This window comes from bacterium (genome assembly GCA_040755755.1).
Taxonomy (GTDB): domain Bacteria; phylum SZUA-182; class SZUA-182; order DTGQ01; family DTGQ01; genus DTGQ01.
This window is the reverse complement of record JBFLZW010000022.1, coordinates 131279-156111: the sequence shown is the minus strand read 5'-3', so window position 1 is coordinate 156111 and position 24833 is coordinate 131279. Positions and strand designations below refer to the sequence as shown.

The following is a 24833-nucleotide window of genomic DNA, read 5'->3' as shown; positions in this document are numbered from 1 at the left end:
GGTCAGTAAAAGATAGTGGTCAGTGATCAGTGAATAGGGCAAATGGGGACAGATTTCAAATCTGTCCCCATTTGCCCCCTGATTGCCCCTGATGAGTAAAGCCGGAAGCAGCATTATTGGCTGAATCCTCGGAGAGGGAAAAATGTACACCGGGTCTGTCAGTATTACCATACTGGTTGATAATAAACCAGGAACCGGGCTGGTCGCCGAGCATGGGTTATCGCTCTGGATAGAGGCCGATGGGAAGTGCATCCTGTTCGACACCGGGCAGGGCAAGGCTCTTCCGGAAAACGCCCGCCAACTCGGGATCCCCCTGGAAAAGACCGACTTCATGGTGGTAAGTCACGGCCACTATGACCACACGGGGGGATTGGCTGCTGCCTTGAGGGTCGCAATAAGTGCCAGCCTGATCCTGCACCCGAATGCCGTAGTGCCACGGTATAGTATCCATCCTGAGAAACCGCCCAGGCCGATCGGCATGCCCCCTGCAGCCAGGTCTGCTATCCTTCGGGTACCCGATGGAAGGATTATCTGGGCAACTCAGCCATTAACCTTCACCGGACAGATTGGCATAACCGGGCCGATCCCCCGCGAGACATCCTTCGAGGACGTCGGCGGCCCCTTTTTTCTTGATCCGAAAGGAGAGCAGAAAGACTGCATTGCAGATGACCAGGCTCTTTGGATCAGCTCAGAGGAAGGTTTGATTGTGTGTGTTGGATGCTGCCACGCCGGACTGGTAAACACCCTGACCTCGATACGGCGGCTCAGGGGAAATTCCCCGATCCGGGCGGTCATCGGCGGTTTTCATCTTCTTCGTGCCGATAACCGGCGACTTGAACAAACCGCAGAAGCCCTGCATTCCCTGTCGCCCAGGATGCTGATACCCTGCCACTGCACCGGTGATCAGGCTGTCCAGGCACTCAGGAACTCTTTCGGGGATTGCGTATTATCCGGCTATTCAGGGATGACCTGCCGGTTTTAACAGGAATATATCCGCCTGCACGCTGGTGAGCTGCCTACAGGGTCCGGGAAATATCCTCTTCCAAAACCACCGAAAGGTCTTTCTCTGCCCTGGCTTCCGACTTTTCCAGCTCCTTCTGAAGAAAATAATTGAGTACGGTCCGCAGCACAATGATTGCCGCTACTGTTCCTATTGCCTGCCAGTTCGGTGCAACAGCCGTCTTGAGGATATCGGCCCCCAGCTCGAACTCAAGAGCCAGAGAAAGGGCAAATCCTAACTCGATCCGGAGGTTTTCCTCATTGAGCTTTTCCTTGGGCATCTTCTGAAACAATGCCTTGAAGATGTATCCAAAGAATGCCCGAATGCTTGCAGAAACAATGATAAAGGCAGCGCCAAGCTCTATGATGTTAGCCAGGATGGAAAAAACCCGCATGATAATCAATTCTACTGCTTCCATTGACATAGATGACTGCCCTTTGTGGATAGAAGGTTACGTGTTACGGACAATTGATGTTATAGCAGGAGACAGAATCCAGGAGTCAGGAGAAATGAAAGCCTTTATTTTGATATCCGGCTCCTGAATTCCGCCGTAAGATTTCTCATTTTAATACTCTTCAGGCTGCAAATCAAGAGGGTTTTCGGCGCTTACTGCCCCTATCCTATAAATGGAAGTTTTGCCGAATAAAAACATTTCTCCTGACTCCTGCGGAGCTACTATTATTGTCCTCCCTGTTCCGATGAAGGGCGATTATCCAGGGCATCCACATTTTCATTCAGTTGTGGATCGGCATACAGCCCGCCAATTCCTCCGGATGCTGCGCTGTACCAATAGATGTTGTCCCCGATTGGATCCGTTGCGCAGGGTGCTAAAGAATAGAAAATGACATCGCTGTTCAGTGTGTCAGTTCCGGCATCGAAGGTATCCAATCCACCTGCCACATCGTAGACAATCAAGCCATCAATAGCCTCGGGGAAAATGTGATAGATCTTTCCCCATCCGGATGTAAAGTTGCCGAAATATACTACCTTACTGTCTCCAGCCGAGTAATGGACCGCTTCGTTCTCCCAGTCGAGCGGTACCCCAGGATACGGAGTTTGATATCGTGGATGGTCGTGGGCTTCAAGGGCATCGAGATCCTGACCAGTCAGGCCCAAGTCTACGTCAGTATCATGAACACCGGCGAACGCGATATTCCGTCCAGATCCTGAAGGGACAGGTTCAGGTCCGGTTACATGCCATTCAAAGACATCCGAACTGCCGCTGACAGAGTACTTCAGGAAGTAGTCACCCTTAATCATAGCCGAGAGTGTTACATTGTGGTTCCACGGGGGACATCTATGATGACCGGAAAGGCCGCTCACGTCCAAGCCTCCTGTTGGAATTATAAAATCATCTCCCTTTGTTCCATCTTCGAGAGAATAGAGAATCTGACCAGGGGTAAGTGCACCACTGGCATTGACATCCGGCTTTATCGAGAAATCTTCCCTGCCGTCATTCGTTGAGGCATGTGAGGTTCCCCGAACGAATAATGCCATGCATACACAAACAGGCAGAATGGTAAGTATCTTTTTCATCTTCTTCACCTCATTCCTAATTTGATAATGCTAAAGCAAGCTCAATCACCTTCTTGATGCCAGTAAATCGGTTATTCCATTGGAAAACAGGTTACTTTTTGGGATTGGCTTCCTCCCTTTTCCAGGAGGAATATCCTTAAGCTGCCGGGCAATAAGCCCTGAACCTGCTTACAGCCGATCTATTAAGTTATCAACTGATTAATTTTTCATATTCGGAGATAACAAACATATGAATGCGACCACAATCAGGCAGGTCCGCCGGCGTACCGGCGAGATGGTGCCGTTTGACAGAAAGAAGATCCATCATGCGCTGGAGCGGGCTTTTCTGGAAAACCTCCAGGATGAGCAGGAGTCGGAAAGACGAGCCGGTGAGCTGACGGACAGGATCGTTCCCCTCCTTCGTGAGCGGTTTGGTGAAATACCCGGTGTCGAGGAAATCCAGGACCTGGTGGAAGAGGTGCTGATTCAGGCAGGGTTCACTCAGGTGGCAAGATCCTATATTCTGTACCGGAAGCGGCATCAGGAGATCCGTGAGATAAAGAGCTGGATGGGAGTGAAGGATGAGCTGAAGCTGCCGGTCAACACCATCCGTGTTCTGCACAGGAGGTATCTGCGCAAGGATGACGAGGGGAGGATAATCGAGTCACCTGCCCAGATGTTTCGCCGGGTGGCCAGGGCTGTGGCCGAAGCTGAACGACAGTATGGCTCTGCCGCCGATGTCAGGCTTTACGAGGAGGAATTTTATTCCCTGATGGCCGGCAGGGAATTCATGCCCAACTCCCCCACCCTGATGAATGCAGGGACCCAGATGGGCCAATTGTCCGCCTGCTTTGTCATTCCGGTGGAGGACTCCATCGAGAGCATCTTCGATGCGGTGAAGAACATGGCCCTGATCCACCAGAGCGGCGGGGGAACGGGCTTTTCCTTTTCCCGGCTGCGGCCCAGGGGCGATATGGTCATGTCCACCAAAGGCATTGCCTCCGGCCCGGTTTCCTTTATGGAGATTTTCGATACCGCCACCGGCGTGGTCAAGCAGGGGGGCAGAAGGCGCGGGGCCAATATGGGCATCCTGCGGGTGGATCACCCCGATGTCGTTGATTTTATCACTGCCAAGGGGCAGGAGGGAAAGTTCCGGAATTTCAATCTCTCCGTTGCGGCTGCCGACGATTATATGCAGGCCCTTGAGCAGGACCGGGATTATCCCCTGATCAATCCCAGAACCGGCCAGGAAGTCAGAAGGGTCCTGGCCAGGGAAATCTTCGACCTGATCGCCCACATGGCCTGGAAGAGCGGGGATCCGGGCATGATCTTTCTGGACGCCATCAACCGCGCTAATCCCACGCCGGAGATTGGCCGGATAGAAGCCACCAATCCCTGCGGCGAGCTTCCCCTGCTTCCCTACGAGAGCTGCAACCTGGCTTCCATCAATCTCAGCCGCCTGGTCAGGGGGGGAGATGTAGACTGGGAGCGGCTGACTCGTGTTGTCCATCTGGGCGTACGGTTTCTCGATGACATCATTGAGGTAAACCGCTTCCCTCTGCCCGAAATCGAGGAGATCACCAGAGCAAACCGCAAGATCGGCCTTGGGGTGATGGGCTTTGCCGATCTTCTGCTCGAGCTTGGGATACCCTATGATTCCGATGCGGCTGTCCGGATGGCTGAAAGGATCATGAAGCATGTCAGGGAGGAAGCCTGGAACCGGTCCCGACTGCTGGCCAGAGAGAGAGGGGCTTTCCCCAATTTTTCTGCATCCGTCTATGGCCGACGGGGTGATGCGGCAGTCAGAAATGCCACCACGACCACGGTTGCTCCTACCGGAACCATCAGCATCATTGCCGGGTGCTCGAGCGGCATCGAGCCGGTTTTCGCCTTGAGCTTTGTGCGCAACATAATGGATGGGACCAGACTGCTCGAAGTAAACCCGGTGTTTGAAAAAAAGGCCAAAGAGCGCGGATTTTTCAGCCAGGAGCTGATGGGCCAGGTTGCCAGACTCGGATCGATCCGGGAAATAACTGAAATTCCTGAAGATATCCGCCGGATATTTGTCACCGCTCTCGATATCTCTTCCGACTGGCACCTGAAGATTCAGGCCGCTTTCCAGAAATATACCGATAACTCTGTTTCCAAAACCATCAACCTGCCTGCTGAATCCACCGTGGACGAGGTAAAAAAAATCTACCTCGAAGCTTACCGTCTCGGCTGCAAGGGGATTACCATCTACCGCTACGGCTCAAAACCCGAACAGGTCCTCTCCCTGCCCGGCCAGTACAAGGAAAAGCTGGAAGAAGAATCCTGGTACACCGCGGCTGATGCTGAATACGCCGGAGGCTGTCCCACGCCGGGCTGCACCCTGTAGGTGCAGCCGGGGGGATGTGCTGTTCAGTTAATTGCCCCGCTAATCTCGTAACTACTCAGAGCAATGTCGCAGCAGGCTTGATTTTTCAATTTCATCATTGCTTCCTGGCATACCGATACATCCTCATCGTTGTGAGCAATATCTGCCAGAACAGCTTGATCTTCCAGCTTTTTTACCGCCTCCCGGCGGATCCATACGAGTATTTTGTTATTTCGGGCAATGGCTGTCAGAGCAACCTGGTCTTCCAGTTTTTTCATCGCTTCCTGGCGAATCCAGATAACAACCTCATCGTTTTGGGCGATATCCGCCAGAGCAGCTTGATCCTCCAATTTTTTCATTGCTTCCCGGCGAACGGATGGATCTTTGTCGTTTTTGATAATATCTGCCAGAACAGCTTGATTTTTCAGCTTTTTCACTGCTTCCTGGCGGAAAAACGGATCTTCAATGTTGTAAGCGATATCTGCAAGAGCAGCCTGATCTTCCAGCCTCTTCACCGCTTCCTGGCGAATCCAGATAACAACCTTATCGTCTTGAGCAATAGCTGCCAAAGCAGCCTGATCTTCCAGCCTCTGCACCGCTTCTCTGAGAATATCCACACTCGTATCGTTTCTGATGATATATACCAGGACTGCTTGATCGGCCAACTTTTTCACCGCTTCCTGGCGAACAGATGAATCCTGGTCATTTTGGGCAATAGCTGACAAAACGGCCTGATCTTCCACCCTTTTTACCGCTTCCCGGCGAACAGACTGATTTTTATCGTTCCTGACAACATCTGCCAGAACAGTCTGGTCTTCCAGCTTCTTCACCGCTTCCTGGCGAATGAATGCATCTTCATCGTTGTGAGCAATAACTGCCAGAGCAGCCTGATCTCCCAGCTTCATCACTGCTTTCCGGCGAATTCTTCCATCTTTATTGTTAAGAGCAATGTCTTTTAAAATAGCTTGATCTTCTATCCGACACATCACCCATTCTGTTACTTTTTCACGAACATCCGGATCACCTTTGTCATTTTTTGTAATATCTGCTAAAATACTCCGTAACATGAGCTGATCTTTTATGCGGGCTATTGCTGCTTTGCGAACATACAAACTTTCATCGTTTTTGGCAATATCTGCCAAAACAGTTTGATCTTCCAGCCTTTCCACCGCTTCCTGGCGAACAAATACATCTGTATCGTTTTGAGCAATATCTGCCAGAATAGCCTGATCTTCCATCTTTTTCACTGCTTCCTGGCGAACATACGAGCATTCATCGTTTCTGGCAATGACAGCCAAAATAGCTTGATCTTTCAACCTCTTCACCGCTTCCTGGCGGATTTTTTTATCCTTGGCATAGTTAGCAATATCTGCCAAAACAGTATCATTTTTTGCAATATCTACTAAATTGGGTTGAGCCTTTATATGAGCTATTACTATTTTCCGGACATCCGAGCTCTCATCGTTGTTCAGGATATCTGCTAAGACAGTTTGATCTTTTAACTTCTTCACTGCTTCCTGGCGAATCCTTTCATCCTGAGCATTTTGAGCGATATCTGCCAGAACAGCTTGATCCTGCAACCTCTTCACTGCCTCCTGACGAATATTGAAAATGGTATCGTCTTTTATGAGCGTATCTTCTTTAATAATTTTTACCAATAACTCCTGGGATTCCAATCTCTCTGCCGCCATACATCTGACAACATAACTCATATCACCCTTTGCGATCTCAGCAAGAGAATTCTGGTCTGCCAGCTTCTTGACAGCAGCCTTTCGAACATCCTCATCAGGCTCATTCCTGGCTATCTTTGCAAGTATTTTCTGGCTCTCCAGTCCCTCTACAGTACAAAGACGAACTTCCTTATCAGAATGCTTCCAACGGGGGCGAAAAAAGTCAAGCAGACTCATCATAAGATCCCTTTTTGAGTTAATATACTGAGGTCCCTTTTCTGACCTTATACCATATCAGCGTACGTAATTATCTGGATAACTCATATGCTGTGTAGTTTATATACACTGTGGTATTCATATGACTCTCGGCTCCTCCAAATAACGAGAGGAGTTCTCAGGATCTTATTATAGAAGTACTTATAATCTGAAGGATTTGAAAAGGCAGACGGTTTTCTCTTGAAGGAGAAATATCTTCCTGATGGTTAATCAAGATGTTACTCAGTTGCACACAAGGTGAGAGCAACGTTTCCTGATATTTGTCAGGGTTAATATATTTACTGAGAAAATTAAAAGTGATAAAAAGGTGATATTCCTCAGGAGAGCGAATCGGATTTGTATTCCTGTTTATAACTGCCGTGATGATTTTCGGTTTCTGGGCAGTAATTAATCTCCCTGTAAGCTCAAAAAATCTACCTGCCCCAGTGCGTTGGCGATGTACACATCCAACCGAACCGATCGAACGTAATCCACAGAGCAGGCAGACCCAAAGCAGGCTTCCCAAAAAGACAAGAAATTTTAACTTATCCATACTAATACCCTAGACTTCGATATAAAATCCCCTTCGGCTGATACTGTAAAGCACAATATAAAGCCAAAATGCAATTCCTGTTCCTATGGCTGAATATTTTTCCTCATGCTGCAATTCAATCACAATTTTATCTTCCATCTCAGATTTCACCTGTTCGAGACGATAATAATAGTATATCGCACGGGTAGAAATACTCTATTCCGGGGAAAAGAAGGGCGGGTTCTTCCTCCCTGAATCTTTCCGCTGCTTTTATCTTTACTTACCATTTTCAATATAACATAAAAAGATTACATCCATCAAAAGGTTATCATGAAAGAGCGACTTGGCGAACTGCTCCTCAAGGCGAAAATGATCTCCGAAGAGCAACTCCAGCAGGGATTGGAGGAGCAGAAAAAATCAGGGGGCAGGCTTGGTTTTAACCTGATTAAGCTGGGGTTCCTCAAAGAGGAGGATATTCTCTGGTTTTTAAGCAAGCAGTATGGTGTTCCGACCATCAATTTGAACAGCTTCGAGATCGACGAAGAGGTGGTCAAACTCATTCCGCAGGATCTGGCGAAAAAATATAGCTGCATTCCCGTCAGCCTCATGTCCAGCATTCTGACCCTGGCCATGGTTGATCCTTCCAATGTCTTTGCCATTGACGATATTAAATTCCTCACCGGCTATTCCGTGGAGACCGTCGTCACCTCCGAATCCTCCTTTAAAAGGGCCTTTGACAGGTATTACCGGAAAAAGAAAGCCCCGACGGAGGAGATCAACGCCAAGGATTATGACATTGATGAGCAGGAGGGTACAGGTCCGGGCACGGACTTTTCGGAGGACCTTGATGATTCGGTCGTGGATGTCGATGATTTCGATAACATCGTCAAGGGTGCGGTTGACAACGTTGAAGTGGTGGAGGAGCAGGACGAGGATGGGGTACTGGATGTTGATGCCCCGATCGTCAAGCTGGTCAACGGTCTTCTGATCAAAGCGGTAAAGATGGGAGTAAGCGATATCCACATTGAGCCGTATGAAAAGAGCTTCCGGGTCCGCTACCGCCTGGACGGGGTATTGCGAAAGGCTATGGGCCTGCCGATGAAGATCAAGAATGCCGTGGTTTCCCGTATCAAGATCATGTCCAAACTGGACATTGCCGAAAAGCGGCTGCCACAGGATGGCCGCATCAAGCTGAAACTCGGCAAAAAAAAGGATATGGATTTTCGGGTTTCGGTGCTGCCGACCCTCTTTGGAGAAAAGGTGGTACTGCGTCTTCTGGATAAATCCAACCTTCAACTGGACATGGGCAAACTGGGATTCGAGCCCAAAGCTCTTGAACTGTTCCAGGATGCCATTCACAGCCCCTATGGCATGGTCCTGGTAACCGGCCCTACCGGAAGCGGCAAAACTACAACCCTTTACTCCGCGCTCCATCAGCTCAACAACGAGGAAACCAACATCATGACTGCCGAAGACCCGGTGGAGTTCAATCTGGCCGGAATCAATCAGGTTCAGGTGAAGGAGCAAATCGGCCTGACCTTTGCCGCTGCCCTGCGCTCCTTCCTGCGGCAGGACCCGGACGTGATCATGGTGGGTGAAATCCGGGACACCGAGACCGCCGAGATCGGAATCAAAGCGGCCCTGACCGGTCACCTGGTGCTCAGTACTCTTCATACCAATGATGCGCCCGGCACAATTGGCCGATTATTAAATATGGGGGTGGAACCTTTTCTTGTTTCTTCAGCCGTGATTTTAATTGTGGCCCAGCGGCTGGCACGACGTATTTGCTCCCAGTGCAGGGAGGAAATTACGGTGCCGGAAAAAGCCCTGGTCAGGGTGGGTTTTTCAGCCGAGGAAGTCGGGGAATTGAAAATCTTCAAGGGAAAGGGGTGCAGTGCCTGCAATAACACCGGCTACAAGGGGCGGGTTGCTCTGTACGAGGTTATGAAAATTACCGAAGGGCTGAAGCTTCAAATTCTGAATGGTGCGCCGGTCAATGAATTGAAAGCTCAGGCCCGCCGTGAGGGAATGAGAACCCTCAGAGACAGCGGCCTCCAAAAGATCAGGGAGGGAGTCACCACCATCGAAGAGGTACTGCGGGTATCGTTTGATGATTAAAAAACAGGAGTCAGGAGTCAGAAGTCAGGAGCCAGGAGCCAGAAGAGTGGTCAGTGATCAGTGGTCAGTAAAGACAGTGGTCAGTGATCAGTGGCCAGTGGTCAGTAAAGACAGTTGCCGTAATCAGTAGCCAAGAAGCCGGGGAACAGGGAGCTCAGAGCCGGGAGACAAAGTATTTATTCTGACTCCTGACTTCTGACTCCTGACTCCTCCACAATGAACATGATTCCACATTATGCTGAAGCAGGTATAACGATGCAGGATCTGTTGAAGGCCATGTTCTCTCAGAAGGCTTCCGACCTGCACTTGACTATCGGCATTCCGCCTCAGGTGAGGGTGAATGGTCAAATCCGCCATTTGGATTATCCTCCCCTGTCTCCGGAAGATACCAGGCATCTGACCTTTGAAATTCTGACCGAGGATCAGAAAGGCCAGCTCGAACAAAGCCGGGAGATTGATTTCTCCTTTGGGGTCAGCGACTTGAGCCGTTTCCGTGTCAATGCCTACTATCAGCGGGGGAGTATGGCCCTGGCTATCCGGAGTGTTCCCTATATCATACCCACCCTGCAGGAGTTGAACCTTCCTCCGGTTGTCAGCGAGCTCTGCGAGCGGCAGCGGGGGCTCATCCTGGTTTGCGGTCCAACGGGGAGCGGAAAATCAACTACCCTGGCAGCTATGATTGAATGCATCAATACGCAGGTTCATAAGCATATTATAACCGTAGAGGACCCGATAGAATACCTTCACAGCCATAAAAAGTGCATGATCAACCAGCGTGAGCTGCACTCCGATGCTCTCTCCATGTCCAGGGCTCTCCGGTCCGTTCTGCGGGAGGACCCCGATGTGGTCATGATCGGTGAGATGCGTGATCTTGAAACCATGGAAGCGGCCCTGACCATTGCCGAGACCGGACATCTTACCCTGGCTACGCTTCACACCGACTCCTGTATTCAATCCATCAACCGCATTATCGATGTTTTTCCTCCTCATCAGCAGAATCAGGTCCGGACCCAGCTTTCTTTTCTTCTGGAAGGAATTCTCTGTCAGCAACTGATACCCAAACAGTTTGAAGAGGGCCGGATTCTGGCCCTGGAAGTCCTTATACCCAATCACGCTATTCGCAACCTGGTCCGGGAAAACCAGGTCCAGCAGATTTACAGCCTCATGCAAAGCGGGAGCCTAAAATATGGAATGCAGACCATGAACCAGGCACTCTTCTCGCTGTATAAGCTCAATCACATCAGCAAAGAAACTGCCCTGGGAAGATCCCCCTATCCGGCTGAATTGCATCAGATGATGCAAGACAGCATATTATAAGAAGGAGCAAAGGCAAACTATGCCCGTATTTCAATACACAGGAAAGTCCCTGCAAGGAAAATCCGTCACTGGTGAGATCGAGGCTGAAGACAATAAACAGGCGGCTAAGGAACTGAGAAAACAGGCTATCATTGCCACCTCGGTCAAGCAGAAGGCTAAATCGATCGAGATCAAACTCCCCGGTCTGGGAAAAAAGAAGGTCACTACCCGCGATATCGTTATCCTCACCCGTCAGCTTTCCACCATGATTGACGCTGGCCTGCCATTGGTTCAGGCCCTGGATATTCTCTGCGCCCAAACCGAAAATCCGACCCTGGCTCAATCCTGCAAGGAAGTCAAACAATCGGTGGAAGGAGGTTCATCCTTTGGTGATGCACTCCGCAAGCACCCCACCACCTTTGACAGCCTGTATGTCAACATGGTGGATGCCGGAGAGCTGGGTGGAATCCTCGATACCATTCTCAACCGGCTGGCCATTTACATCGAGCGGGCCATGAATTTGAAAAAAAAGGTCAAATCAGCCATGGTTTACCCGATCGTCATTCTGATCGTGGCCGTGGTAATCGTGGCCGGGCTGCTTATTTTCGTCATCCCGCAATTTGCCAGTCTTTTCACCAGCTTCGGCGGGACGCTGCCTGCTCCGACCCGCATGGTCATAGCCATGAGTAACTTTCTGGCCGGCTGGGGTGGAGGGATAGTCTTTCTCGTCATAGCCTCACTGATTGTTTTTTTGAAGAAATTTTATAAAACTGAAAAAGGGAGGCTGGTCATTGACAGCTTCATGCTCAAAACCCCGGTTTTCGGTATTCTGATCCGCAAGGTCGCAGTGGCCAAATTCGCCAGGACTCTGGGAACCCTGATCAGCAGCGGCGTACCGATGCTGGACGCCATGGATATCACGGCCAAAACCTCAGGCAACAAGGTGGTGGAAATAGCCCTGGCCGAAACGAAATCCAGCATCAGCGAAGGAAAGACTATGGCCGAGCCGCTCTCCCAGAGCAAGGTCTTTCCTCCGATGGTGGTTCAAATGATTACCGTAGGAGAGACCACCGGAGCCCTGGATAACATGTTGACGAAAGTCGCCGACTTCTATGACGATGAAGTGGATGTGGCAGTCGAGACCCTGACCTCCATGCTGGAGCCAATGCTCATGGTCTTTCTCGGCGTGGTGGTCGGCTTTATCGTGGTGGCCATGTATCTGCCGATATTCAAGCTGGCAGCGACGATTAATTGATGTTGAGGAGACAGGAGTCAGAAGTCAGGAGAGAGTAGTCAGTGGCCGGAGCGCAAGTCATGGCCTGGTAAATGACTCTGAGCATTCTCGTGAAAGGTATCATCCTTATGAAGATCCTTTATTTCGCTTGGAATGACAAATGGCGAAGCATTTACTATGCCTTTTCTCCTGACTTCTGACTCCTGACTTCTGACTCCTTTAACCAATGTGAGACCGATATGAGCTGGCTGCCGCAGATTTCTCAATCAGCCTTACCGGGGGAGGACCTCCTGAGCAAGATCAAATGGCTGGTCGCCATCAGGGTGATCGTGATAACCCTGCTCCTGGGGTCCATGACCATTTTACAGTTCAGGAACCCGACGGTCTCTCTCCTCCCCTTCTCAACCCTGATTATCATTACCTATGTCATGACCATCCTCTATGCCATTATCCTCCGCCTGGGGCCGCCGGATGTGGTCTTCTTCGCCTATATTCAGATCTGCGGCGATCTGATCATCGAGACTGCGCTCGTTTTTTATACCGGAGGAATCAGAAGTCCCTTCTCATTCGCCTATAGCCTGACTATTATCACTACCAGCATCCTGCTGTCCAGAAGGAGCAGCATGGTTGTGGCCAGCTTCAGCAGCCTGGTTTATGGTCTGCTTCTGGCCCTTCAGTTTACCGGAATACTTATTCCTCCCTACAATTACGTACCCAAAGAGATCGAGCTGAACCTTTTATACGTTTCTCATACCATTTTTGCCAATATCTTTGCCTTCTATCTCACCGCTTTCCTGAGCGGATATCTGGCCGAATTGCAGCGCCGGGCGGGCAGAGAGCTCCAGGCCAGGGATGGTGATATCGCTCAACTGCAAACCTTCAACGAGAACATTCTCCAGAGTATGAGCAGTGGCCTGATCGTATCTGACCTGACTGGATGGGTTGCCCTGATGAACCGGGCTGCCATCCGGATTCTCGACCTTCCCCGCCCGGCATCGGGAAAAGGTGCTGGCCAGTTTCACTGGAATCAGCTCTTCAGGCCCCTGCAGATCGAAAAATACTACCAATCCATGGACAAGGGAGGAAAGAATTTCCTGAGACTGGAGAGCCGGATCAAACGGAAGGGGCAGGAAACTTTCCTTGGCCTGACCATTTCTATTCTGAGGAATCCCCAGGGAGAGGCCAAAGGGCTGATCACCAATTTTCAGGATCTGACCGAGTACAAGAAAATGGAGGAGCAGGTCAAACAGGCGGAGGTGCTGGCGACCATCGGCCAGATGTCGGCAAGCATAGCTCATGAGCTGCGCAATCCCATGGCCTCGATCAGGGGCTCGGTTCAGTTCCTCCATGATGAGCTTGAGCTGGATGAGGAAAACCGCCATCTGATGGAAATCATTCTGAAAGAATCGAACCGGCTGAACAGGATTATCACCGATTTTCTGCTGTATGCCAGACCTCAGCCGCCCAACCCGCAAAACTGCTCCCTCGCGGATATCGTTCAGGAAACCGTCACGCTCATTCAAAAAAGCGGAGAAAAGAATGACCGGATCCAGATCGTTACCGATATCGCTGCATCGATGGCGGATGTTGAGGCAGACCCCGGGCAGATCAAACAGGTTTTCTGGAACCTGGCCACCAATGCCTGCCAGGCCATGCCCGATGGCGGGACATTCACCATCCGGGTCAGGGAGGCGGAACAGGGGTTTTGTCTGATCGAATTTGCCGATACCGGCATCGGGATATCTCCTGAGGGCATCAAGCAACTGTTCACTCCCTTCTACACTACCAAAGACAGAGGCATGGGCCTGGGCTTAAGTATCGCCTATCGGATCGTTGAAGAACACCACGGGAAAATCGAGGTAATCAGCGCACCGGGTGAGGGAAGCAATTTCAGGGTATTTCTCCCTGCTGCCTCACCAATTCTCCTTGAGGACGTACGAATATGAGATCGATTCTTGTTATTGATGACGAAGAAAGCATGTGCATGTGCCTGTCTATCATTCTGCGCAAGGAAGGCTACAAGGTCCAATACGCAACTCATCCGGAAAGAGCCATCGAGCTTGTGCAAACGCATTCCTTTGATCTGGCTCTCCTGGATATCAAGATGCCCGGAATGAGCGGGCTGGACCTCCTGAAAGCCATGAAAGAGCTGAGCCCGGAGACCGTAGTCATCATGATGACCGCTTACGCCTCAACCGAAACAGCGGTCCGGGCCATCAAGTGGGGAGCGTATGATTATCTTACCAAACCGTTCAAAGATAACGACGAAGTCAAACATATCATCAGAAATGCCCTGGAGAAGAAACAGTTGACGGAAGAAAACCTTGCCCTGCGCACCGAGCTTCTCGAGCTGCGTGACCAGTACCAGCTTGACAGCATGGTTGGCAAGAGTAAAAAGATGCGCGAGATTTTCTGCATTATCCGCAAAATTGCCGACAGCACCAGCACGGTCCTGATTACCGGTGAAAGCGGCACCGGCAAGGAACTGGTAGCCAGGGCCATTCATAATAACAGCAGCCGGAAAAATAAACCCCTGATCAGCCTCAACTGCGGTGCCATGCCTGAAGGGCTTTTGGAAAGTGAGCTCTTTGGCCATGTCAAAGGGGCCTTTACCGGAGCTGTTCTCACCAAAAAGGGGCTCTTCGAGATGGCTGACGGCGGAACCCTGTTTCTGGACGAAATCGGTACCACTCCGCTTTCGATCCAGGTCAAACTGCTCCGCGTGCTTCAGGACCGGGAAATACGCAAAGTAGGCTCAACCGAAAGAATCCAGACGGACGTCCGGCTGATCGCCGCCACCAACATCGACATCCCATCCGCCATCGCCGCCGGTACCTTCCGGGAGGACCTTTACTATCGTCTCAATGTAATCCCTGTTCACATGCCCCCGCTCCGGGAGCGGGAAGGGGACATACCCCTTCTGGTTAATCATTTTCTCAAGGTATTCAATCAAAAAACTAATCAGGAGCCGAAAAAGATATCCCCCGAAGCCATGCAGCTTCTGTCCGCCTATTCATGGCCGGGCAATGTCCGGGAAATGGAAAACACCATCGAGAGGGCCGTGGCCCTGGCCGCACAAGGAACCATCCAGCCGGAAGACCTTCCGGAAAATATCCGGCATGCAGCAGCCGGCGGTAAACCTGTCATAGACTACGATATCGAGCAGGGCATCGATCTGGAGAAGATCATGGACAGCCTGGAAAAGAGCCTCATTTTCCAGGCCCTCGATAAAAGTAACGGCAATAAAACCCGGGCCGCCGAGCTCCTTAACCTGAGTTTTCGCTCGTTCCGCTATCGCCTGAAAAAATATGACCCCAATCAGTGAGCAATACCCTGCCATCGGACGAAAATTCTAACCATAAATATTTGAAAGATCTATTTCCTGATGGTATACTTTTTATCAGATTACATTTCCCCTTTTGCTTTATGAATTTCAGGTGAATATATGACGCTAACGAAGGGAGGCGTTGAGAAGTGCCAAGATACCGTTTCCTCCTCCTTCTTACTGCTGCGGCGTTTATGTCGATCGTTTTTCTCAGCCAGTCGAATGCTGCGGCCAAAACCATGTACGTATCCGCTATCCATATGATTAACATGCGCAGTGAGCCGGAGATGAGCAGCAGGATCGTTGCCCGGGCCAGGTCCGGAGAGCCGATAACGGTTGTCTCCCAAAAGGGTGGGTGGTATTATATCCGTACTCCGCAGGGCGAAGAAGGATGGGTGGCGCAATCACTTCTTACGAATAAAAAACCTCTGGCCGAGCAACTCGAAATTCTGACCATCGAGGCCGATAAACAGGCACGACTGATTGCCCAGTTGAGCCAGGAAAACAAATCCCTTAAGAAATATGTTCGATTGTTCGAGCTTACCGAGGGAGAGCTCAAGCAAATCAGAAATAAAAATTACCGGCTGAAAAACCGCCAGGATCAGATGTGGGCAGCTTTCGGTGCCGGGATCCTGTTATTTGGCTGGTTCATCGGGCTGATCACCAGAGGTTTTTCCTGGAAAAAGAAATCAGGATATCGCTATATGATTGATTAGCTATTTCGCTACCGGACACTTTTTTTTTTCAATTCCTGTAATCAACCGCGAATGCACACGAATAGACGCTAATAAATTCTTTTGATTTGCCTTCATTATCGAGTCCTCTTTGTTCAGTTCGCGTTCATTCGCGTTCATTCGCGTTCATTCGCGTTCATTCGCGTTCATTCGCGGTTGTTACCTCAAAAGTGTCCGGTAGAGAGTTAGCTATATAACTCATTAAACAGGTGGTTGATTGGAAGATTATTTCTGAGCATACATACTTCGGAGGAAGTTACATGGTGCAGAGAGAGAGAATTATTATAGATACTGAAATACTTGGAGGCAAACCAATTATCAAGGGTACACGGCTCAGCGTTGAATTTATCCTTGAATTATTGGCTTCTGGAATGACCCAAGCAGAAATTTTGGAAGATTATCCCCACATTTGTGAGGAAGACTTGCATGCGGTTTTGGAATATGCTGCACATGCACTGAAATAAGATGTAAGATGGCCTGCTCAGGGATTTCCCCCCTCAGGGGGTATTTTCCCCTGGTCAAATCCCTGAACAGGCTTAATGTCAGAAACTAACTCTCAAACACCGACCTTCAAATACTCTCGTTCACTTTCAAACATTCGCTCTCAAAGACTTGCTCTCAAAGACTTTCAAACACTAACACTCTCAAAAATCGAAAGATTTATCCTTAAATTCCGAGTAACAGCAGGGTAGTTGTTGAAACGCCGCCGCCGCCGCCAAGCAGCAAGGCCGTGGTAGTCCCGATCGTGGGTGTGGTAGTAGTCGGAAGCAGGGTGGTAGTTGGTAATACCGGGGTAGTTGGCACTACCGCAGTTGTGGTAGTAGTCGGCAGTGTCCCAAGCAAGGCCAGAGTAGTCAAAGTGCTTGTGCTGACGCCACCAAGCAGAAAAGCGGTAGTAAGTCCGGGGAATGTAGGCGTAGTAACTGTCGGGGTAACGACTGTCGGGGCTACAGTTGGAGCCACCGTGGCTAAAGCGGTTGCCGGCAAAGTAATGGTAATGGTAGCAGGAGCAACCGGTACTAGGGAGGTGACGCTCAATCCGGCAGGAGTTACGGCCGGAACTGTCGGTGCGGGAGCGAGGGCGGTAAGCAGACTCGTTGTTGTCAGGACGTGCGGTCCCCGGTAAGGGCCAACTGGAGCTGCTGGCACAGGAAGTGGGGGAAGTGGAAAATATCCATAAGCAAAAGGTCCTGCATAATACGGTCCAAAAGGCCCAAAATAACCAAATTGAGCATTAGCTTTCGGGCTGCCGATAGTGAATAACAAAGCCAGTATACTGACAATAATAAATCCTTTAAAAAGTTTTTTCTGTTCCATGGGTGCCTCCCTTTCATAAAATATCAAGATTTACCGTAATACTTTTACTGCCAGGCTAAAAAATAGGGGATACATGATATCCGGTTAACGACGTACGGACAATAAACCTCCAGTTTCGCCTCCTTTCGTTAAAAGTTGTTATCAGGATGAGATGATTGCTCAGGCACGGGAAATAAATAAGTCATCGCTTTTGTCAGGTTGTTAAAAGCATATTGTTAAGCTAATGATTTTAAAAACAATGAGTAAATATTTCTCCAGTTCCGAACAATCCCTTTCAAGAAAACTGCGTTAGGGAAATAGTCTGGACCTTCGATTGATTTTACTGACGCATTAAAGCGTTATTTCATTGGCTTCATACTTCACGCTTATCTATTTGACGATCGCGGAATGAAACTCTTATGCTTCAAAACGGACATATCTTACAAGTCATTTTGGAGCTCAACGGCAGAAAGTAGAAAAGTAGATAAGACAGGCAGCACCTGAAGTGAATTTAATTTTCCAATTTACCCATATTGACTTTATTGTCAATTATATCTAAACTTGGGATAAAATGCATTTGTATTTTTTATATCACCCGAAGAGAGGAGATAACTTGGCTCAATCAAACCAGATTCGGGCATCTTACCTGATTACAACAGAAGAAGATCCGGAGAAGATCGCCACGGCGATTGCCTTCGAGCAAACTGTGGAGATGCCGGAGTATTTGATATCCGATCCCCGCATATTGGAGAAAATCGTCGGTCAAATTTCTGAGATTCATGCAGAGGGTGAAGATCAGTACCGGATAATTTTAGAGTATTCACCCGATATCCTGAACGGCTCGCTGAATCAATTCATGAATCTTGTCTTTGGCAATATTTCGTTAATGCAGGGTATCAGGCTTATTGAGTTGGCTCTTCCCCCGGACTTTCTCCAAAAGTTTCCCGGACCAGCCTATGGCGTCAGCGGATTGAGGAGCAGGACAGAGATCTTTGGACGGCCCCTCACCTGTACGGCACTGAAACCACTGGGGTGCAGCGCTCCGGAACTGGCTCGGATCTGCTATGAGCTTTCCCTTGGAGGGATCGATATTATCAAGGATGACCATAACCTGGGAAATCAGCCGACATGTACCTACCAGGACCGGGTCCGCCTCTGCCGGGAAGCTCTCCTGAAAGCCCAGGAGAAAAGCGGCAGGAAATCACTCTACTTCACGAATATCAATGACAGCCCTGGAGTCATGCAGCAGCAGATCGAGTATGCCCTGGAGCTGGGCGTAGATGGACTCCTGTTGCAGCCGGTAATCACGGGGTTGGATTTTTTCCGCTCGATTGCCGAAAACCAGAGTTATCCTTTTTTTCTCATGGCCCATCCATCTCTCAGCGGGGTCTTTTTCACCAGCAGCAAAGAAGGCATCGCCCCGGAAATCCTCCTGGGAACTCTCTTTCGCATGGCTGGAGCGGATGCCGTAATTTTTCCGGATTGCAGCGGCAGATTCGCATTCGATGAGAATACCTGCCGGAGAATCAGTACCAATCTGCTGGCCCCTCTGGGCACGATATTACCATCCTTTCCAATTCCCGCGGGAGGTATCAGGCTTTCCAACCTGCCGGAAGTTCGGGGAAAATACCCTGAAGACACCATATTCCTGATCGGAGCCGGCCTTTACGGATCAGGCCGCAATCTCCAGGAAAACGTTAAAAGGTTCCTTGACCAGTTACTTAGTGAAAATTCCCGGTACCTTCCGAACAATTCCAGACTCCATACCGAATAACTAAACAGAAGAACAGGAAAAGTGTCTACATTTACGAGGAATAAAACAAGATGAAAGATAGTGCGACGTTTGATGAGCATTTGGTTTCGATATGGAAGCCCGACTCTGTGATTGCCGAACAGTACCGCATATTAAGAACCTATATCCTGGAAGTGTCAAAGAAAAAGGAAAGCAGGGTGTTTCAGGTCTCCAGTGCCATTCGGGGTGAAGGAAAGACGTTAACTTCCATCAACTTAGCTGTTTCTATCGTTAAGGGCATGGATGAAACCGTTCTCCTCATTGATGCTGATATGAGAAAACCGCAGGTGGGCAAAATGCTTGGCCTCGATAAAAGCTGCGTAGGATTAGCAGAGTACCTGACATACGGAGGTGATCTGGCGAAATATATCCTGAAAACCCTGATTCCAAAGCTGAGTGTAATTACTGCCGGTATTCCCCCCGAAAATCCTTCAGAGCTCCTTGATTCCGACCGCATGTTCAATTTGATTCAAGAGGTAAAGAACCGCTATGACAATCGTTTTATTATTATCGATTCTCCCCCGATAATTCCAGTGACTGATTCAACTATCATATCTTCTCTGGTAGACCATGTTATCCTGGTTGTCAGAGCATCAATGACTCAACGGGAGGCGGTATATGAGGCGATTAACAAATTGGAAGACAAGACAAAGATTCTGGGATTAGTTCTGAATGGCTGTGAAAACAGCCTGTCTAATTATTTCTACCATCGCTATGGTCGATATAGTTATTCCTATGAGAGGAAAAAAACGGTTTAACTTCGAGGTATTCATCTGTCGCAGGGAGCCCCGGTGGGGCGAGGCTCTCTGCCAGCCATCTTTCGCTCCTGTATGACTGCTTCCTCCCATTATCACCCGGTGATATAAATCTTGAGCCCGCTTCCGATAAGAATGATGATTATAAAGTTTTTTTAAGGTCTTATAAATACCTGTGAAGATGCATCATCAGGGAAGGGAGGAAGGAAATGACTGACTTCAGAAAAATCCTGCTCGCAGTTTTGGTTACCGGCCTGATACTGCCGCCATGCTCTGTCTGCCGGGAAGTTGAAGATATCGGCGCTCAGGGTTTTGATTCCCATGAGGTTGAAGAGTCGTATCATGGTCAGCTTGGATATGGCACCGGGCTTGGTATGCTCGAAAAATGGTGCGCTCTGTCGATGTTTAAGTTCTCCGAAGAGGGAGGGGTTGATGGCTGGATCAGTCGAAAATGCGACGACTGCCACATCGGCGCTGAATGGAATCCGAAAAAGTCCACGGCCAATTGCCTAGTCTGCCATTCATCCATCAGCCAGACAGACAGCGGGGACTTCAGGGCCGAGCCCCCGACAGTCGGACAATGCTTCACCTGTCACAAAAAGGATACGGAAAAGCGGGGTGATCTTTTTGACCCTGGCCAGGATGTCCACCTTGGGTCAGATCCGCAAAAGGCCTGCCAGTCATGTCATATTACTCAGGATCATCAGATAGCCAAGGGATCGGCGATCGATACCAGCGAACCGACCGTGACCGACCCTGTGGTCGGTTGTACCATGAGCGGCTGCCACTCATCTGCTCCCCACTCGGAAGCAGCAGAGAGCGGGAAGAAAATATCCGGGCACAGACTGGATCAGCATTGCCGGATAGTCGCCTGTGAAACCTGCCACACGGATACCCGGACAAGGTCAGCCCTGGCTCTGGCTGGCCGGGACTGGAGCCGGTTCAGAAACGGCCAGCCGGTTACCCGCAACCATGAGGCTGGCTGGCTGCCAGCCTATAAATGGTATGATGGCAGCGGCCCGTCGGCTGATTACAAGCATGTGCCGATACTCGGCTTTGCAGAGCGCAAGGAAGCGCCCGGGGCCAGGATATACCCATTCAATGTAATCAGCATTAGCTGGTTTATCAAATCAACGGAATCTGACATCGATGACATTATTCCCGCCAGCAAGGTCAAGGCCGCGGGACGGACCGATCCTGAAGATCCTTCCCTCCTCGTTACCACCGAGGCTGATATGCGGGCCTATGACGATCCCAATGACGCCGATCAGGAGCCGGATTACCCGCAAGCTACCCTGATAACCAGGGATTTGAACTTCAGCCTGAGCCATTCCATCGGCCCGAAAGAGGAAGCTCTTTCCTGCACCGACTGTCATGGTCCGGGTGGCCGCCAACTGCTGGACTGGGACAAATTGGGATACAGGCAGGGTGATCCACGGGGAACAGACAGCGGAGATTGAGGTAACTGCTCTGAGGCACCCAGGCACAAAGAAGGTAAGTGGTTATCGCCCCGGATAGCGGGAATGAGTCCCCCGATCTGCCAGGGGCTTTGGTCCATATGCTCCCGTGCCTTTGAGTACCCTGTGTAATTCCCGGCTGAGCCCTTCGAGGTTATAGGGTTTGGCAACCACTCCCTGGAAACCGTGCTGCCGATATTCTGATACGATAGGATCACCGGAATAACCGCTTGAGACAATCGCATTGACCTTTGGGTCGATCTCGAGCAGTTTCCGGATGGTCTCATCGCCTCCCATGCCTCCCGGAATGGTCAAATCGAGGATAACGGCATCAAAGGCATGTCCTGATTCCCGGGCTTTTTTGTACATCTCGACAGCCTCCTGACCTTCCCTGGCCAGCTCAACTTCATAGCCAAGATCAAGCAGCATCTCTTCAGCCATATCCCTGATGATTTCCTGATCGTCCATGAACAGGATTTTCCCCTGCCCGCGTATCGGCCCTTCCTCGATAACATCTTCCACGACAAAAGCCTCTCTGGCTGAAGCCGGAAGATAGAACGAAAAAGAAGTTCCAACCCCGACTTTTGATTCCACCGTTATATGTCCTGCATGCTTCCTGACGATCGAGTAGCAAATTGCCAGGCCAAGACCGCTGCCTTTCTGCTTGGTGGTAAAATAGGGGTCAAAGATACGGGTAAGATACTCCTTCGGGATGCCGATCCCCTGGTCCCTGACCGTTACCCTGATATACCTGCCATCATCGAGCGGAAGATCATCGCCATTACTGCCCTCACTACCCTCCCTGATCACGACATTCTCAGCCTGCAGTTCGATTGTTCCGCCTTCCGGCATGGCCTGGTCGGCGTTGATCAGCAGGTTATTGATAACCTGACTTATCTGGCCTTCATCAATTTCGGCCCACCATAGATTATCAGGCAGGTGCAGCCTGCAGGTGACATTGGAGCCGCTCAGGGCAAGGCGGGCTGCATCTCTCAGCAGATTGGCAATGGATGCAGTCTTCCTCACCGGATTGCCGCCTTTTGAGAAGGTAAGGAGCTGCTGGGTCAACTCTCTGGCCTGCTGGGATGCCCGTTCCGTATTTTTCAAGGGTTCGAAGATGCTGCCGCCGGATTTCAGATACATCTCGATAAGAGACAGATTGCCGATGATAGCAGCCAGCAGATTATTGAAATCGTGGGCAATACCACCAGCCAGAAGGCCGACGGACTCAAGTTTCTGGGCCTTCAGCAATTCATTCTCCATTCTCTTGCGGCTGGTGACATCCCGGAAAATGCCCAGGGTGGCGGGTTTCCCGTGGTATTGAACAAGTCCTGCCGAGATTTCGATATCCCTGATGGTTCCATCTTTGGCCTGAAACCTGGCCTCGTAGAAAGAGGGAGTATCCTTGCCGGAAAGGCGCGAGCGATATCTCCGGATCATAAGGTCTCTGCTTTCAGGTGCTACCACTTCCCAGAAGGGCCGGTCCATCATTTCCTGAACCGTATAACCGATAATCTCGGTCATGACCCGGTTAACGAACTTCCATGCTTCATCCTGGATAATAGCCACCCCGTCGTTGGCCTGCTCGACCAGAGCCAGATACTTGGCCTCCGCCTCCTCCTTGGCCCTGCAAAGCTCTTCCATCATCTGTTTTCGTTCGGTGATGTCCTTCAAATCTTCAACCGCGCCGATCAATTCGCCATCAGGCCCCCGAAAAGGGGTCGCGTTCACCAGGCAGGAAATTTTCCGGCCGTCGAGGCGTTCCTTGATCACCTCAGATTCAATATGCTCCTCACCATGGAGAATTCTGATCAGCGGGCAGTCAGGAGTATGGCAGGCGGAGCCGGGAAATACCTCGTGGCATTTTTTGCCCACCATCTCCTCCTGACTGAGTCCTGCCATAGTTGAAAATGTCTTATTGGTTCTTATGACCGTAAAGTTTTTATCAACCACCCGCATCCCATCCGCTGCGGTGTTGAATATCTGGTCGAGCTCGGCGTAGGCTGACCTGATCGATTCCTCTGCCCGCTGCCGTTCCCTTTCCTGACACTCGCTCTCTAATCTGGCATACAATATGGGGGCTATCTTGGAGTTGACGATGGTTTCCAGAAGCTCCTGGTCCTTGTCCGTGTAATCGGTAGCTTTGTTGGCGACCGCGATTTCACCGATAACCTTTCCGGAATGGATAATGGGCACGATCAGAGTTCTGGTTATCGGAATGTGCCCCCTGGGCACAGTGCCAGGCTCATTGGAGCGGATGGTTCTCTTTCCGACAAGGGCCTGCCCCCAGATGCCACCCCATTCCCTGCGGGGAAAAACGATCTTCTTGTCAGGTATCCGGCACTCATCCCAGATCTCCCTGGTCATGGATGGAAAGACCATATCTCCATCCTGATTGATATACCCGAAGAACCCGAACCTGCTGTCCATAGCCTGGAGAATTATGTGGAGTACATCCGCGTACATCCGGTCATCCGGGACCGTCAGGAAAATGTCGGAGATCTGGTTTCTGATGGTCAACTCCCGTTTTGATTGCTCAAGGGAAATCTCACAGCGGCTCGCACTTTCCCTCAGCAGTTCCTCGCTCCGCTTCAGATTCCGGAAAAGAAGCTGATACGGCCTCATCATGCCGGTCTCGACGATGGCCTTGTAGATGAGGTAGAATGAAAAGGCATTGAGTGTCAGACAGGTCAGCGTGTAAGGGCCACCGCTCCTTACAGCAAAAAAAGCAATGATCAATTCGGAACTGATGGTAATGATAATTGAAGTAACCACCAGGTAGAGAACAGCCGGTTCAAACTCCCTGCGCCGGTGAATGAGGTGCGTAATCGAGGCCAGCAAGATCAGGCAAATGACCAGTCTGCTCATCCTGCCAAACAGAGTTGACCCTGCTCCCTCGATAAAATAGATCGGGGAAATGTATTGGGAAAGGATGGCCCACAGCACAAGGAAACTGGCAGTAATGTAACCCGTAAATACCCGCCGGGCATTCAGTTTCCTGCCGATAAACAGGGGAGCGATCAGAAAAGAAATACTTTCGATGAAGCGGGCAGCGATCCAGAACTGCATCGTGAGATTCGGGTCGCTCCCATAATTCGGGAATATCATGAGACCGCTGTATGAAAGGAGATAGAGCACTTCCATGCCGCCGATAAAGAGGTAGGCAACACCGAGGAATGGATAGAAGTTATTATCCTGGAACTGACGTGAGTTCCATCCGGTCATGAATATTCCGCCAGCGACGATGATTCCGAAAATCTCGACCAGGCTGTGAGCAAGAAGGCCATTAACATAGTTCATCAGATACAGCCCGGCCAAAACCAAGAGCACGCTGACAATCAGGCCTGAGTATCTGGACCAGGGAGTGAATAACCGGCTTTTCATACCCTTTTAATACCGTCCTTTCTTTAAGCTGAAAACCAGGCTCATTGATGGAGCTTAGTACACGGCGCGGGAGTGAAGGACAGCTATCCCCCCTCAGAAAGGCATCGAGTACCT

The 24833-nt window shown here is 50.2% G+C and carries 20 protein-coding genes; 13 read left to right on the top strand and 7 right to left on the bottom strand.

From position 1 onward, the window contains the following. Positions 1-142 precede the first annotated feature (142 nt). Complete coding sequence (locus AB1611_08025; protein MEW6379542.1) at positions 143-982, top strand: MBL fold metallo-hydrolase; 840 nt, start codon at positions 143-145, stop codon at positions 980-982. Positions 983-1016: 34 nt separating this feature from the next. Here AB1611_08025 and AB1611_08020 read toward each other — a convergent pair whose 3' ends face one another. Both AB1611_08020 and AB1611_08015 read right to left on the bottom strand, forming a co-directional pair. Then, on the bottom strand, positions 1017-1424 hold the full coding sequence (locus AB1611_08020; protein MEW6379541.1) for a DUF1622 domain-containing protein: 408 nt from the start codon (positions 1422-1424) through the stop codon (positions 1017-1019). 254 nt (positions 1425-1678) lie between these two features. Next, positions 1679-2536 carry a hypothetical protein gene (locus AB1611_08015; GenBank protein MEW6379540.1) on the bottom strand — a complete coding sequence of 286 codons (858 nt, stop codon included), beginning with the start codon at positions 2534-2536 and terminating at the stop codon, positions 1679-1681. Between the two features lie 229 nt (positions 2537-2765). Here AB1611_08015 and AB1611_08010 point away from each other — a divergent pair, with 229 nt between their 5' ends. Next, complete coding sequence (locus AB1611_08010; GenBank protein ID MEW6379539.1) at positions 2766-4892, top strand: vitamin B12-dependent ribonucleotide reductase; 2127 nt, start codon at positions 2766-2768, stop codon at positions 4890-4892. A 23-nt stretch (positions 4893-4915) separates the two neighbouring features. Here the strand turns inward: AB1611_08010 and AB1611_08005 are convergent, their stop codons facing one another. From AB1611_08005 to AB1611_07995, 3 genes are all read right to left on the bottom strand, one after another. Beyond that, positions 4916-6781 carry a hypothetical protein gene (locus AB1611_08005; protein MEW6379538.1) on the bottom strand — a complete coding sequence of 622 codons (1866 nt, stop codon included), beginning with the start codon at positions 6779-6781 and terminating at the stop codon, positions 4916-4918. 154 nt (positions 6782-6935) lie between these two features. After that, positions 6936-7349 carry a hypothetical protein gene (locus AB1611_08000; protein MEW6379537.1) on the bottom strand — a complete coding sequence of 138 codons (414 nt, stop codon included), beginning with the start codon at positions 7347-7349 and terminating at the stop codon, positions 6936-6938. 9 nt (positions 7350-7358) lie between these two features. Then, positions 7359-7487, bottom strand: a complete 129-nt coding sequence (locus AB1611_07995) for a hypothetical protein (protein ID MEW6379536.1) — start codon at positions 7485-7487, stop codon at positions 7359-7361. 171 nt (positions 7488-7658) lie between these two features. Here AB1611_07995 and pilB point away from each other — a divergent pair, with 171 nt between their 5' ends. From pilB to AB1611_07955, 8 genes are all read left to right on the top strand, one after another. Continuing rightward, entirely contained in the window at positions 7659-9446 is a 1788-nt protein-coding gene (gene pilB / locus AB1611_07990) for a type IV-A pilus assembly ATPase PilB (protein ID MEW6379535.1), read from the top strand. Continuing rightward, complete coding sequence (locus AB1611_07985; protein MEW6379534.1) at positions 9439-9576, top strand: hypothetical protein; 138 nt, start codon at positions 9439-9441, stop codon at positions 9574-9576. The genes pilB and AB1611_07985 overlap by 8 nt, the downstream gene beginning before the upstream one ends. Positions 9577-9701: 125 nt before the next feature. Beyond that, positions 9702-10763, top strand: a complete 1062-nt coding sequence (locus tag AB1611_07980; protein ID MEW6379533.1) for a type IV pilus twitching motility protein PilT — start codon at positions 9702-9704, stop codon at positions 10761-10763. A gap of 19 nt (positions 10764-10782) precedes the next feature. Next, positions 10783-11997: a type II secretion system F family protein gene (locus AB1611_07975; protein ID MEW6379532.1), complete on the top strand. Its 1215-nt coding sequence runs from the start codon at positions 10783-10785 to the stop codon at positions 11995-11997. Between the two features lie 218 nt (positions 11998-12215). Beyond that, the gene (locus AB1611_07970; protein MEW6379531.1) at positions 12216-13922 is read left to right on the top strand and encodes an ATP-binding protein; all 1707 of its coding nucleotides are present in this window, start codon (positions 12216-12218) and stop codon (positions 13920-13922) included. After that, positions 13919-15301: a sigma-54 dependent transcriptional regulator gene (locus AB1611_07965; protein MEW6379530.1), complete on the top strand. Its 1383-nt coding sequence runs from the start codon at positions 13919-13921 to the stop codon at positions 15299-15301. The genes AB1611_07970 and AB1611_07965 overlap by 4 nt, the downstream gene beginning before the upstream one ends. A gap of 149 nt (positions 15302-15450) precedes the next feature. Further along, positions 15451-16017, top strand: coding sequence for a TIGR04211 family SH3 domain-containing protein (locus tag AB1611_07960; protein ID MEW6379529.1), 567 nt, complete (start codon positions 15451-15453; stop codon positions 16015-16017). A gap of 278 nt (positions 16018-16295) precedes the next feature. Further along, positions 16296-16499 (top strand): DUF433 domain-containing protein, encoded by a 204-nt coding sequence (locus tag AB1611_07955; protein MEW6379528.1) that lies wholly within the window; start codon positions 16296-16298, stop codon positions 16497-16499. 202 nt (positions 16500-16701) lie between these two features. On the opposite strand, the gene AB1611_07950 is transcribed toward AB1611_07955, so the two are convergent. After that, positions 16702-17352 carry a hypothetical protein gene (locus AB1611_07950; protein MEW6379527.1) on the bottom strand — a complete coding sequence of 217 codons (651 nt, stop codon included), beginning with the start codon at positions 17350-17352 and terminating at the stop codon, positions 16702-16704. Between the two features lie 592 nt (positions 17353-17944). Here AB1611_07950 and AB1611_07945 point away from each other — a divergent pair. The 3 genes from AB1611_07945 (at position 17945) to AB1611_07935 (ending at position 21338) form a co-directional block, all read left to right on the top strand. Further along, on the top strand, positions 17945-19105 hold the full coding sequence (locus AB1611_07945; protein MEW6379526.1) for a RuBisCO large subunit C-terminal-like domain-containing protein: 1161 nt from the start codon (positions 17945-17947) through the stop codon (positions 19103-19105). Between the two features lie 50 nt (positions 19106-19155). Continuing rightward, positions 19156-19881 carry a polysaccharide biosynthesis tyrosine autokinase gene (locus AB1611_07940; GenBank protein ID MEW6379525.1) on the top strand — a complete coding sequence of 242 codons (726 nt, stop codon included), beginning with the start codon at positions 19156-19158 and terminating at the stop codon, positions 19879-19881. Positions 19882-20087: 206 nt separating this feature from the next. Further along, positions 20088-21338 (top strand): hypothetical protein, encoded by a 1251-nt coding sequence (locus AB1611_07935; GenBank protein MEW6379524.1) that lies wholly within the window; start codon positions 20088-20090, stop codon positions 21336-21338. 42 nt (positions 21339-21380) lie between these two features. Here AB1611_07935 and AB1611_07930 read toward each other — a convergent pair whose 3' ends face one another. Beyond that, positions 21381-24719: an MASE3 domain-containing protein gene (locus AB1611_07930; protein MEW6379523.1), complete on the bottom strand. Its 3339-nt coding sequence runs from the start codon at positions 24717-24719 to the stop codon at positions 21381-21383. Positions 24720-24833: the final 114 nt, after the last annotated feature.

Bases quoted from the DNA above. Each gene is read 5' to 3' on its own strand.
- AB1611_07980 (MEW6379533.1), top strand. From the start codon at position 9,702: ATGCAGGATCTGTTGAAGGCCATGTTCTCTCAGAAGGCTTCCGACCTG.
- AB1611_08015 (MEW6379540.1), bottom strand. From the start codon at position 2,536: ATGAAAAAGATACTTACCATTCTGCCTGTTTGTGTATGCATGGCATTA.
- AB1611_07950 (MEW6379527.1), bottom strand. From the start codon at position 17,352: ATGGAACAGAAAAAACTTTTTAAAGGATTTATTATTGTCAGTATACTG.
- AB1611_07940 (MEW6379525.1), top strand. From the start codon at position 19,156: ATGAAAGATAGTGCGACGTTTGATGAGCATTTGGTTTCGATATGGAAG.
- AB1611_07970 (MEW6379531.1), top strand. From the start codon at position 12,216: ATGAGCTGGCTGCCGCAGATTTCTCAATCAGCCTTACCGGGGGAGGAC.
- AB1611_07995 (MEW6379536.1), bottom strand. From the start codon at position 7,487: ATGGAAGATAAAATTGTGATTGAATTGCAGCATGAGGAAAAATATTCA.
- AB1611_07930 (MEW6379523.1), bottom strand. From the start codon at position 24,719: ATGAAAAGCCGGTTATTCACTCCCTGGTCCAGATACTCAGGCCTGATT.
- AB1611_07965 (MEW6379530.1), top strand. From the start codon at position 13,919: ATGAGATCGATTCTTGTTATTGATGACGAAGAAAGCATGTGCATGTGC.
- pilB (MEW6379535.1), top strand. From the start codon at position 7,659: ATGAAAGAGCGACTTGGCGAACTGCTCCTCAAGGCGAAAATGATCTCC.
- AB1611_07985 (MEW6379534.1), top strand. From the start codon at position 9,439: ATGATTAAAAAACAGGAGTCAGGAGTCAGAAGTCAGGAGCCAGGAGCC.
- AB1611_08010 (MEW6379539.1), top strand. From the start codon at position 2,766: ATGAATGCGACCACAATCAGGCAGGTCCGCCGGCGTACCGGCGAGATG.
- AB1611_08025 (MEW6379542.1), top strand. From the start codon at position 143: ATGTACACCGGGTCTGTCAGTATTACCATACTGGTTGATAATAAACCA.
- AB1611_08020 (MEW6379541.1), bottom strand. From the start codon at position 1,424: ATGTCAATGGAAGCAGTAGAATTGATTATCATGCGGGTTTTTTCCATC.
- AB1611_07975 (MEW6379532.1), top strand. From the start codon at position 10,783: ATGCCCGTATTTCAATACACAGGAAAGTCCCTGCAAGGAAAATCCGTC.
- AB1611_08000 (MEW6379537.1), bottom strand. From the start codon at position 7,349: ATGGATAAGTTAAAATTTCTTGTCTTTTTGGGAAGCCTGCTTTGGGTC.
- AB1611_07935 (MEW6379524.1), top strand. From the start codon at position 20,088: ATGACTGACTTCAGAAAAATCCTGCTCGCAGTTTTGGTTACCGGCCTG.
- AB1611_08005 (MEW6379538.1), bottom strand. From the start codon at position 6,781: ATGATGAGTCTGCTTGACTTTTTTCGCCCCCGTTGGAAGCATTCTGAT.
- AB1611_07955 (MEW6379528.1), top strand. From the start codon at position 16,296: ATGGTGCAGAGAGAGAGAATTATTATAGATACTGAAATACTTGGAGGC.